The sequence below is a fragment of the Brevundimonas sp. UBA2416 genome, from assembly GCF_002343105.1.
In the GTDB taxonomy this organism is placed as follows: Bacteria; Pseudomonadota; Alphaproteobacteria; order Caulobacterales; family Caulobacteraceae; genus Brevundimonas.
Window position 1 is genome coordinate 81054 of the sequence record NZ_DDRM01000018.1, and the last position, 11519, is coordinate 92572.

The 11519-nt window shown below is 67.4% G+C and carries 9 protein-coding genes and 1 pseudogene; 5 read left to right on the plus strand and 5 right to left on the minus strand.

The window, feature by feature from the left end:
• The 4 genes and pseudogenes from B3E43_RS06195 to B3E43_RS06210 all read right to left on the minus strand — a co-directional run.
• Positions 1-906, minus strand: a pseudogene (locus tag B3E43_RS06195) (carbamoyl phosphate synthase large subunit); the annotation flags it as partial.
• 7 nt (positions 907-913) lie between these two features.
• Entirely contained in the window at positions 914-1228 is a 315-nt protein-coding gene (locus B3E43_RS06200) for a ribonuclease E inhibitor RraB (protein WP_292027629.1), read from the minus strand.
• A 181-nt stretch (positions 1229-1409) separates the two neighbouring features.
• Positions 1410-4757, minus strand: coding sequence for a TonB-dependent receptor domain-containing protein (locus B3E43_RS06205; RefSeq protein ID WP_292027631.1), 3348 nt, complete (start codon positions 4755-4757; stop codon positions 1410-1412).
• Between the two features lie 197 nt (positions 4758-4954).
• Positions 4955-5650 (minus strand): HAD family hydrolase, encoded by a 696-nt coding sequence (locus tag B3E43_RS06210; RefSeq protein WP_292027634.1) that lies wholly within the window; start codon positions 5648-5650, stop codon positions 4955-4957.
• Between the two features lie 161 nt (positions 5651-5811).
• Between B3E43_RS06210 and B3E43_RS06215 the strand changes: the two genes are divergently transcribed.
• On the plus strand, positions 5812-6195 hold the full coding sequence (locus B3E43_RS06215) for a DUF805 domain-containing protein (RefSeq protein ID WP_292027637.1): 384 nt from the start codon (positions 5812-5814) through the stop codon (positions 6193-6195).
• Between the two features lie 12 nt (positions 6196-6207).
• Here the strand turns inward: B3E43_RS06215 and B3E43_RS06220 are convergent, their stop codons facing one another.
• Positions 6208-7170 (minus strand): alpha/beta fold hydrolase, encoded by a 963-nt coding sequence (locus tag B3E43_RS06220; RefSeq protein ID WP_292027639.1) that lies wholly within the window; start codon positions 7168-7170, stop codon positions 6208-6210.
• 184 nt (positions 7171-7354) lie between these two features.
• Between B3E43_RS06220 and B3E43_RS06225 the strand changes: the two genes are divergently transcribed.
• From B3E43_RS06225 to carA, 4 genes are all read left to right on the plus strand, one after another.
• Complete coding sequence (locus tag B3E43_RS06225) at positions 7355-8170, plus strand: hypothetical protein (RefSeq protein WP_292027644.1); 816 nt, start codon at positions 7355-7357, stop codon at positions 8168-8170.
• Positions 8171-8212: 42 nt separating this feature from the next.
• Positions 8213-9211 carry an aromatic ring-hydroxylating oxygenase subunit alpha gene (locus B3E43_RS06230; RefSeq protein WP_292027646.1) on the plus strand — a complete coding sequence of 333 codons (999 nt, stop codon included), beginning with the start codon at positions 8213-8215 and terminating at the stop codon, positions 9209-9211.
• Positions 9208-10518, plus strand: coding sequence for an amino acid permease (locus B3E43_RS06235; RefSeq protein WP_292027650.1), 1311 nt, complete (start codon positions 9208-9210; stop codon positions 10516-10518). The genes B3E43_RS06230 and B3E43_RS06235 overlap by 4 nt, the downstream gene beginning before the upstream one ends.
• 46 nt (positions 10519-10564) lie before the next feature.
• The coding region (gene carA, locus B3E43_RS06240; protein WP_292027652.1) for a glutamine-hydrolyzing carbamoyl-phosphate synthase small subunit at positions 10565-11519 on the plus strand (955 nt) is incomplete at its 3' end.

Sequence of the window (11519 nt, forward strand, 5' to 3'; positions counted from 1 at the left end):
CGGGTTCATCTCGATCACCACCATCCGGCCGTCGGCGGGATTGATCGCCCATTGCACGTTCGATCCGCCGGTCTCGACGCCGATCTCGCGCAGGACGTTGATCGAGCCCGTGCGCATCCGCTGGTATTCTTTATCGGTCAGCGTCAGGGCCGGGGCGACGGTGATGGAGTCGCCGGTGTGCACCCCCATCGGGTCGATGTTCTCGATGGAGCAGACGATGATGCAGTTGTCCGCCTTGTCGCGGACGACCTCCATCTCATACTCCTTCCAGCCCAGGACGCTTTCCTCGACCAGCACCTCGGTGGTCGGCGACAGGTCCAGACCGCGTTCGACGATCTCGCGGTATTCCTCGACATTGTAGGCGATGCCGCCGCCGGTGCCGGCGAGGGTGAAGGACGGGCGGACGATGGCGGGCAGGCCGACGAAGGCCAGGGCGTCCTCGGCCTCGTCGATGTGGTGGATGGCCTTGGAACGCGGGCTTTCCAGGCCGAGCTTGTCCATGGCGTCGCGGAATTTCTGACGATCCTCGGCCTTGTCGATGACGTCGGCCCTGGCCCCGATCATCTCCACGCCCCATTTCTTCAGGGCGCCCGAAGCGTCCAGCGCCAGGGCCGTGTTCAGCGCCGTCTGGCCGCCCATGGTCGGCAGCAGGGCGTCGGGCCGCTCTTTCGCGATGATGCGCTCGACGAACTCCGGCGTGATCGGCTCGATATAGGTGGCGTCGGCCACCTCCGGGTCGGTCATGATGGTGGCGGGGTTGGAGTTGACCAGAATGACCCGGTACCCCTCGGCCTTCAGCGCCTTGCACGCCTGGACGCCCGAATAGTCGAACTCGCACGCCTGCCCGATCACGATCGGCCCGGCACCGATGATCAGGATGGACTGGATGTCTGTGCGTTTGGGCATGGGCTACTCAGTTCGTCACGACCGCGCATTCCCAGCCGTCGTAGTCGAGCTGGAAGGCGGCGGCCCAGGATTGCATCATGGAGGAGACGGGGGTGAAGGAGGCCTCATCCACGGCCATGGTCGTTTCGAGAATGGTGCAGTCGTCCTGACCCCGGGTCAGGAAACCCGCGCGCCGCGCGACCTCGTTCAGATCGTCGTGGTCGCCTTCGCCATAGAAGTAAAACAGCGTGTGCCGCGGGGTGACGCCGGAATCGCCATGCTCGGCGAGCGTCGCCCGAATCATGGCGTCGCGTTCCTCGTGCGGGACCTCGTCTTCAAGCACGGGCTGTCACGCTCCTTGCGCGCGCGAACCCGCCGCGGCTGTGACGCCGCGTGGTTCGGTCGGGTTGTCGGTTAAGCGGCCCGTCTAAAGAGGGGCGGGCAGGAGAGCAAGCGCCGTCTGATCCCGAACGAAAAAGGGCGGCCCTTTCGGGCCGCCCTTTCGCTGTCATCCGGTCTGAAGATCAGAACGGACGGTAGTTCAGGCCGATGAAGAAGCGTTGGCCGTAGGGGTCGAAGTTCGAATACAGGGTCGTGCCCAGGTACGGCGCCTGTTCGGCGTCGAAGGCGTTGACCACCCCGGCGCGGATCGACAGGTCGTCACGGGCGTTCCAGCGGACGGTGAAGTCGTGCCGCGTGAAGTTGCGCGAATCCAGTTCCTCGAAGGCGCGTCCGTCGATGTTGGCGACGGCGTCCCGGATCTGGACGATGTCCTGGGCCGTCTGCCAGTCAGCGGTCCAGTTGATGCTCCAGGTGTCGTTCGGCGCATAGGTCAGCGAGGAGGTGAAGCGGACGCGCGGGTAGAACAGGCTGCTGGCCAGTTCGTCGAAGTCCGCGGGATCGTCAGCGTTCAGGAACTGCTTCTGGTCGATCAGCCACAGGCCGCCGATCGAATAGTCCAGCCGGCCCCAGTTGCGACCGGTGACTTCCTCGAGATCCATCGAATAGCGGGCGGTGAAGTCGAGGCCGCGCGTCTCGAGCGAGGCGTAGTTGACCGAGCCCTCGATGAAGCCGCCGATCGGATCGCCGATCGGGGCGCCGATGCCGAACGGGATGTCCGGGTTGTTGCGGAAGATGGTGGCGCAGGCTGCCGTGTTCAGCGACGGGCCGCTGACGCAGTTGGCCGCCGCCGTCGCGGCCGACACCGCCGAGATCACCTGGTCGATCTTGATCTCGTAGTAGTCGAGCACCAGCGAGAAGTTCGGGATGAACCGGGGACGCAGCACCGTCGAGAAGGTGAAGCTGTCCGACTCTTCCGGGGTCAGGAACGGGTTGCCCCCGAACACGCCGGCGACGCCCGAGGTGTAGTTCGGCGTGAAGTCGTCGGCGTTGGTCGCGGTCGCGCCGGCGAAGTCGAAGCTCAGCCCCTGGGCCTGGGCCAGCGCCGTGCAGTTGGCGACGCGGTTGTCCCGCGTCTCGGCGTCCTGGGCCGCGATGCTCAGCGTGGCGCAGGGGTCGACGATGTTGTTGAGGAAGGTCTGGCCGAACGGAGAGAAATTCTCCGCCAGGTCGGGCACGCGCACCGAGCTGTTGAAGCTGGTCTTGAATGCGATGTCCGCGATCGGACGGTAGACCAGGTTGACGCCAAAGACGTCCACATTGCCGACGGTGCTGTAGTCGGCATAGCGGTAGGAGCCGCTCAGTTCGGCGTATTCGCCCATCCAGCTGTCGCGGAACAGCGGGATCGACAGTTCGGCGAAGACCTCTTCGCTGGTGTACTCGACCTGCGGGAAGTCGGGACCCGAGTTCAGGAACAGCAGGGGACGGCCGGCGGTATCGCGGTCGCGGCCGGTGGCCTCGGTCGCCTCACGCCGGTACTCGGCGCCAAGGGCGAGGCCAATGGAGCCGGCGCCCCAGAAGTCCCACAGATTGCCGGAGACCGAGGCGATGGCCTGCTCCTGCTCGTTCCGCTCGGTCACACCGATGACGGCGTCAATGAACTCGAGAGCTTCGGCGCTCTGGTTGCCCATGCCGAAGACGTTCAGCGGCGCGCACTCCGCGATCGAGCGGCGGCCGTATTCCGTGTCACGCAGGTCGCCCGGGCCGGCGGGGCCCTGATCGAGAGCGCCGGCGGGTGCGCCCTGGGCGGCCAGCAGCTGGACGCGGCAGACGATCTCGCCGGGACGGCCGTTGACGATGCCGGCGGTGTCGAAGACGGCGTCGGCGGCCATGGCGAAGCGCTGGCTGTCGGTGCCCCGCTCGCGGTTTTCAACCTCGACCTCGCCGTAGGTGTAACCGATGTCCCAGTCGATATCGCGGATGAAGCCGATGCCGTCGTTCGAGCCGCGGAAGCCGGCGACGAAGCGGGTCAGTTCACGCGTGTTGTCCTGGGTACGGTCCGGTCCGAACATGCTGTGGCGCGCGTTGCGCAACAGGATCGGGGCCAGGGGCTGACCCGCGGTGGTCTGGGTCGGCTCGGAATAGGGCGTGACCAGATTGGTCGTGATCGCGTCCTTCACGTTTTGCGGCAGATAGGCGTTGTCCGTGTAGCGCAGGTCGAAATTCGCGACGTTGTAGATCGGGTTGGCCGAGCCGGCGCTGTAAGAGTTGACCAGATCGATGTCGTAGAAGGTCGGCTGCGACAGGTCGAAGGTGTCTTCGGTGACGTATTTGGCCTCGGCGTAGAAATCGATGCTGTCGGTTACGGCAAACGTGCCGCCGGCCTGGAAGCGCGCCGATTCCGAACGCGGAACGCGCGAGCCGGTGCTGAACGCGGCGGGATTCTCACCGTCGCCGCCTATGTTGAAGGGGCGGTTGATGCCGGTTTCACCGACGCGCTGGCCGAAATCGGCGAGGCGGGCGGTCGAGCCCTCGTACCAGTAGGTCTTGCCGGGCGTCACCGCGAAGCAACTGGGGCTGTAGGAGAAGCCGAAGGCGGCGCCGGTGCCCGAGAAGCAGTCTTCGTAGGGGACGTTCGGATTGTTGAGCTGGCTCGGCTGCTGAACGTTGGCCAGGGTCGTCTGCCCCCACCGCGGACGATCGATGCGGCCCACGCCGGTGAACAGGCGGGCGTCCACGATCCCGTCCGACCGGGCCGTGGTCGGGTCGGCGTCGACGCCAAGGCGCACCGGAGCGTTGCGCAGCCAGTCGATGTCGAGCGAGGTGACTTCGTCGACCTCTTCGTACTCACCGTGGATGTAGAGATTCAGGCGGTCATCGAAGAGGTTCGTACCGGCGAGAATGGATATCCGGCGGTTCGCTTCGCCGTTCTGGTTGATCATGCCGTAGTTGGCGTCGATCTCGAGGCCTTCGAAATCATCACGCAGGATGAAGTTCAGCACGCCCGAGACGGCGTCAGCGCCGTAGACCGAGGCGGCGCCGCCGGTGACGATCTCGATGTTCTCGATCAGCAGGCGCGGGATGGTGTCAATGTCGACGGACAGCTGCCCGCCGCTCGAACCGACGTGACGGCGGCCATCGACCAGCGTGAGGGTGCGGTTGGAGCCCAGGCTCCGCAGGTTCGGCAGCGAAAGGCCGCCATCGCCCAGGCCGCTGCCGGTCGTGTCGGACGGGACGACAGAGTTGGACAGGGCGGGAATGGTGGCGAGGTAGTCGATGACGGTGGTCTGGCCGGTCGTCAGCAGGTCCTCGCGCTGGACCTGGATCAGCGGCGTCGGCGAGTTGGTCGGGTCGCGGCGGATACGCGAGCCGGTGACGACGACTTCGTCGAGTTCAGCGGAATCATCCTGGGCATCGGCGGCGCCGGGCGCAGTATTGAGAGGCTCCTGGGTCGGCGCAGTCTGGGCCCAGACGGGCGCGGAGGCAGCCATCACACCGGCCAGCACTGTGGAGGCCAGCAGTCGGTTACGCATAACAATCATATTTAGCTCGCTTGTGAGTGACAGACATCCGCTCCCCCAAGCCAGATGACGCCACAAACCCAACACAGATGTGTCGGTCAAGCGTTGCAGTAAATTTTGCGATTATATTGTGGTGTTATTCAAACAGATGGACATCACGCTGCCAAAGCTAATCTCAAATGACGGTACGCGAGCGTTGTTATCCGGAATCAGGTGCTGCGTTGCTCAACCCAGGCCGGCAGGTCCGCGACGCTCTCGAGTGCGCCAAACCGCGCATGGTTCTCGGGCGCGTCGGCCAGTTCGTGGGCCCAGGTGATGGCGTATGGAATGTGGACCGCGAAGGCTCCGGCCTCGAGCGCGGGCAGGACGTCGGACTTCATGGAGTTGCCGGCCATGACCGCCTCGCCCGCGCCCGTGCCATGGCGGGCGAAGACGCGATCGTAGGTCCCGCGATCCTTTTCGGAGACGATCTCGACCGCGGCGAACAGGTCTCCGAGGCCCGAGGCGGCCAGCTTGCGCTCCTGGTCCATCAGATCGCCCTTGGTGATCAGGATCAGCCGGTAGCGCTCGGACAGGGCGGCGAGGGCCTCGTCGACGCCGGGCAGGGTCTCGACCGGATGGGTCAGCATTTCGCGGCCGGCGGCGAGAATCTCGCGGATGGCGCGCGGCGGCGGCGCGCCGTCGCACAGTTCCATGGCGGTCTCGAGCATCGACAGGGTGAAGCCCTTCACCCCGTAGCCGTAGAGGCGAAGATTGCGCCGCTCGACCTCGGCCAGCCGGGCTTCGATCAGGTCGTTGTCGTGGTCCGTCAACAGGTCGACGAACCGGTCGTGCGTAAGCCGGAATATCGTCTCGTTGTGCCAGAGGGTGTCGTCGGCATCGAGGCCGACCGTGGTGATGCTCATCCCGGCGTCTTGGCCTATCCGAGTCAGGGTTCGCAAGTCGTGTCCGCGAATATCGCGCGTGGCTGTGACACGGACCGGGCGCGCCGACGCCAATGGTCGATTTGGCCCTTGAAAGGAACAGAGACCCGTTCGAGGGTGGGTTCCCGCTGGAGCAGGCCCTCATGAATGACTTCATCATTCCCTACCGCCGCTATGTCGACTTCGAAGGCCGGTCGAGCCGCAAGGAATTCTGGTACTTTGTCCTCTTCTACCTGATTGTAAGTGCCGTCCTGACGATCCTTGACCGCACCTTCTTTTCCAGCGCCCTCGGCACAGACGGGAGCGTGATCGACCCGCTGACCAGCATCTTCGGCATCGTCTCCCTGATCCCCAACATCTCGGTCAGCGTGCGGCGACTCCACGACACCGGTCGGTCAGGCTGGTGGGTCCTGCTCTGGCTCATTCCGCTGGTCGGCTGGATCCCGCTGCTGATCTGGTACTGCCAGAAGGGTCATCCGGTCGCCAACGCCTTTGGTGAGGCCCCGGAGGGCAGCCGCGTCGTCTGAGCTTGAAAGCCGTCAATCGTCGGCCAGGGCGTCCTTCAGGAAGGCCAGAACGCGCGGCCACAGGTCGGCGCGGGCGGCGACCAGACCGTCGATGGTGCCGCCGACCGACAGGGCCCGCTCCAGTCCGGGCGTGTCGGCCCGCACGGGCGCTCCGAACACGGCATGGCCGGCGTCGGCGTAGGCCAGATGGGTCACGCCGTGGGCAAAGCCGTGGGTCCGCAGCCGTTGTTCGACCCGGTTCGCCATCTCGGTCGAGGGCCAGAGGGTGTCGGCCTGTCCCGAGACCAGCAGGATCGGCCCGGCGATCTGCTCGACCGGGATTTCAGTCTCGGCAGGGGCGGAGGCGATGCTCCCGGCATAGAGGGCGTGCACACTGATGAAGCCATTGCTCAGGTCATAGGGCACATAGGCCAGCGGGACGCCGCCCGATGTCCAGGACGAGCCGGTCATGCCGCCCTGCATGTCGATACCCTGCCAGACGACATGGGACGGCACGGCGGCCACGACGGCCTTGATGGCGGGGTCGCGGCTGGCGGTCAGCAGGGCCAGTTCGCCGCCCTTGGATACGCCCAGCACGGCGATGGCCTCGCCGGGACCGGGGCGGGCCTCCAGCCATTCGCGGGCGCGGGCGACCGGTTCGATCGGGACCTGATCCAGCCGGGATGACTGGCCGGACTCGCCGAAATAGGAGACGGCGATGGCGTCGAAACCGGCGGCGGCCAGACGCCGCGCCAGGTTGCGCGATCCGCCCAGACCGCCCTCCGATCCGCCCAGTACGATGATCGCGCCGGGCGAGGCCGTGGCCGGATCCGCCGCGAAATAGTCCGCCACCAGACCGGCTTCACGGAGTTCGACGGTGGGCGGAACAGGCGCGGCGGGGGGCGCGGGCGGCGGGGTCTGCGCCGTCGCGGGCGAGGAGAGGGAAAGAACGCCACAGGTCAGTACGGCGGCGATCAAGGAACGGGTCTGGCGCACGGCGAAATCTCCATCAACGAAGTACTTTACAACACAAAGTGCATAGGCCTGTCAACTGCCGGGGGCGCCAGATCGGGACCGGCCATGGTCAATGCCGTTTGACCACGTTTGTCAGTGATCTGTTTGCGCCTTGAGGCGCGAAGTCACGGCGGGGGCTTGTTGGACCGGCGTAGAGGTCACGGTCATGAGTCGTATCGGGGGCGAAGCCCACCTGGCCCAGGGCTCCAGTGAGTCCGCAGACGCGCCCGGTTCGTCGCAGTCGCCCCTTGGCGAGCGCCGGTCCTACGCAGCGCCCTATGAGAGCCTGACCTTCACCCTGGTGACGCGCGCGCGCCGCGAGCTGACGGTGACGCTGGCCGCCCAGCCTGTCTTCGACCTGAGCCGGTCCGTGCCGGTCAGCCGGCGTATCCGACGGACTGTCCGCCACCGGGGCGGCGAGACGGCGCTGGCAGCGCTTGGCCGCCGGACGCTGGAGCCGATGGACCTGAAGCGGATCGATCTGCAAACGCTCAGCCACGGACTCGATCTGCTGCATCTGGGGGCGGACGACAGCGGTGTCCTTCCGGCCTTCTGGCGCACCGTGGCGTCGAGCGGCGGACGGTTCGCCCTGTTGTGCACCGAGCTTCAGCACGGCGCCGCGCCGGGGGCTCTGCTGGTGGAGGTCATGGGCGGCCTGGAGCAGGCCCCGCCTGATGCGATTGACGAGGCGCTCGCCCATTTCGAGACTGCGGCGCTCGGCGTCATTCTGCATATCGCCCCCGACGCCGGGGCGGCCCGGCGGCTGGCGAATGTGCGCGCGCGGTGCCTGGCCATCGACTTCGCCGGCGTCGCCCACGAGACCCCGCGAGAGTGGCTGGATGCCGCGGCCCTGATCGGCGCGGCGCGCGAGGCCTGTCCGCAGGTCATGTTGTTGAACCTGCGTCCCGACCGTGGTCTGGCCGCCCAGGCCGCCGGGGCGACCCACGCGGTCTTCGCCGGCATGGATGCCATCACCATCTGAGACCGGTTGACGGCGCGCGCGGGTCGGGGCCTTGATCCGGCCATGCAGGCCACGCTTCCCGCCCATCTCTACGGCTGTCCCGACGCCTGGGCGCGCGAGCGATCGGCCGTGTTCGGAAAGGCCTGGCTGTTTCTGGGTCATGAGGCGGAAGCGCCCGCGCCCGGCGACTGGATCGCGAGTGATGTCGCCGGCCATCGCCTGCTGGCGGTGCGGGGCAAGGACGGCGCCCTGCGCGCCTTTCACAATGTCTGTCGCCATCGGGCCGGGCCGCTGGTCACCGGCGCGAGCGGGCACTGCGAGGGTGAACTGGTCTGCGCCTATCACGGCTGGCGTTATGCACTGGACGGGCGGCTGAGGGCGGCGACGGGATTCGGCGCGGCGGAGGGGTTCGACCCGCGGGAATTCGGCCTGCTGGCCCTGAGGCTGGAGATCTGGCGCGGGCTGGTCTTCGCCACCATGGACACGGACGCCCGGCCGCTGGCCGACCATGTCGCGCCGCTGGAAGCCCTGCTGGCCGGGCGAGGTCTGGACATCGCCGCACCCGCCCTGCGCCGCTCGCACGATCTGGCCTGCGACTGGAAGACCTATGCCGAGAACTACCTCGAGGGCTACCACATCGGCGCGGTCCATCCGCTCCTCGCGGATGAACTGGGCGGGGCCGAATACCGTGTGCGGGTCGAGGGTGACCTGGTCGTGCAGGAGGCGGTTGGCGTCAACGACGGCCCGCAGGCGGGGGTCTGGGGCTGGCTGTGGCCCAATCTCGGGATCAACGTCTATCGCGACGGGGCCATGATCGAGCGGATGACGCCGGTCGGGCCGGGCCGGACGCGGCTGGACTATCTGTTCCTCAACGACGGCGGGGAGGGGGCACTGGGCGAGGCCCTGACCGCCTCCGACCGGCTGACCGCCGAGGACGCGGCCATCTGTGAGGCGGTGCAGCGCAATCTGTCGGCGGGCGCCTATGACCGCGGCGTGCTCAGCCCCAACCATGAGATTGCGCTGGCGTGGTTCCAGTCACGCATCGCGGAGGTTCACCCATGACCGAGGCCATCGAAGACAAGCAAAAGCTGGGCTGGGGTCTCGCCGCCCTGGTCGTGGCCGGGAATATGATCGGCTCGGGCGTCTATCTGCTGCCCGCCACCCTCGCGCCGGTCGGGTCCTCGAGCGTGGTCGGCTGGGGCGTCGCCGGTCTGGGGGCCGTGACCCTGGCCCTGGTGTTCGCGGCGCTGGGGCGGTTGCAGCCTGATGCGGACGGACTGTCGGGATTCGCCGAGCGGGGGCTGGGGCGGTTCTTCGGCTTCCAGACGGCGCTGGCCTTCTGGACCGCCTGCCTCGTCGGCAATGTCGCCATAGCGGTCGCGGCGACGGGCTACCTCGGCTTCTTTTTTCCGGTTCTGAAGGAGCCGGTCGCCGCCACCTTCTGCAATCTCGGCCTGATCTGGCTGACGACGGGCGCCTATATTCTGGGGGCGCGGGCGGCGTCGCGGTTCGCGGCCCTTGCGCTGATCGTCGGCCTTGTCCCGCTCGTGATCGCGGTGGCGGCCGGAATCTCGGCTTTCAACGGCGAGACCTTCGCGGCGTCGTGGAGCCCGTCGGGAAACAGTCTGGCCGAAAGCGTGCCCGCCTCCCTCGCCCTGATCTTCTGGGCCTTCCTGGGAGTGGAGACCGCGGCGGTCCTGTCGGCCCGCGTGCGGAACCCGGCGCGTGATGTCGGCCGGGCCTCGATCGCCGGGGTGCTGCTGGCCGCTGTCGTCTATGTCGCAGCCAGCGTGGCGGTGTTCGGCGTGATCCCGGCCGGCGTTCTCGCCGAATCCTCCAGCCCCTATGCCGATCTGACGGCGCGGGTGTTCGGAGCCTCGATCGGGGCGGCGGTTGCGGCCTGCGCCGTGATCAAGGCTGTGGGAACATTGAGCGGCTGGGTGATGCTGGGCGGGGAGACCGCCCGGGCCGCCGCACGATCCGGCTACCTGCCGTCGGGGTTCGGTCACGGCGAGCGGACGCCGATCGTCAACCCCCTGCTGGGCGGGGCGATCATGAGCATCGTGGCGGTGCTGTCCGGCCAGCCGACCCTGGGGGGGCAATTCGGCATGCTGGTGGGCGTCACCTCGGTGCTGAGCCTTGTGGTCTACGGCCTCTGTTCCGCCTCCCTGTTCCGGCTGGCCCGCTGGACCCGGGCCCGGTTCATCGCGGCGCTGGGACTGCTGTTCGCCACGGCCGCCGTGGCCGCCGCGGCGCCGGGCTATATCCTGCCGACGGCGATCTTCTTCGTCGTTACCAGCGGAGCCTGGTTCGCCTTCATGCGGGGCAAGCCCGAGAACCCGGTTGACCCGGCGGCGGGGGCTCACTAGCAAACGCGCCGTTTGCTCGCCGGGATTCGGTGATAGAGAGCGCCCCATGACCACCAAACTCCTTCCCGGCGTCACCGGCGTGCTCGCGCTCGCGGACGGCACCATCCTGCAAGGCATCGGCTGCGGCGCCGTCGGTACGGCGCTCGGCGAGGTGGTCTTCAACACCGCCATGACCGGGTATCAGGAGATCCTGACCGACCCGTCCTATATGAGCCAGATCCTGGCCTTCACCTTCCCGCACGTCGGCAACACCGGGACCAATGTCGAGGACGTCGAGCAGATCGGCGGCGGCTCGGACACCTCGGCGCGCGGCGCGATCTTCCGCGACGCCCCGACCGATCCGGCCAACTGGCGCAGCGAGAGCGATTTCGACGACTGGATGAAGCGGCGCGGCGTGGTCGGTCTCTCCGGCGTGGACACGCGCGCCCTGACCGCCCGCATCCGCGACATGGGCGCCCCCCACGCCGTGATCGCCCATGACCCGGCGGGCCAGTTCGACCTTGAGGCCTTGGTCGCGCAGGCTCGCGCCTGGACTGGTCTGGTCGGTCTTGATCTGGCGAAGGACGCCTCGACCCTGCAGTCGTTCGACTGGGACGAGGGCCTCTGGGACTGGCCGGAAGGCCATCCGCGGGTGAATGCGGCCGACAAGTCGGTGGTCGTTGTCGACTATGGCGTGAAGCGCAACATCCTGCGGGCGCTGGCCTCGACCGGCGCGAAGATCACCGTGGTGCCCGCCGACACGACAGCTGAGGCCATTCTGGCGCGCAAGCCGGATGGCGTGGTCCTGTCCAACGGGCCGGGCGATCCGGCGGCGACGGGCGTCTATGCGGTGCCGGAGATTCGCAAACTGGTCGACAGCGGCACGCCCCTGTTCGGCATCTGCCTCGGTCACCAGATGCTGGCCCTGGCGCTGGGGGCGAAGACGATCAAGATGGATCAGGGCCACCACGGGGCCAACCATCCGGTCAAGGATCTTACCACCGGCAAGGTCGAGATCGTGT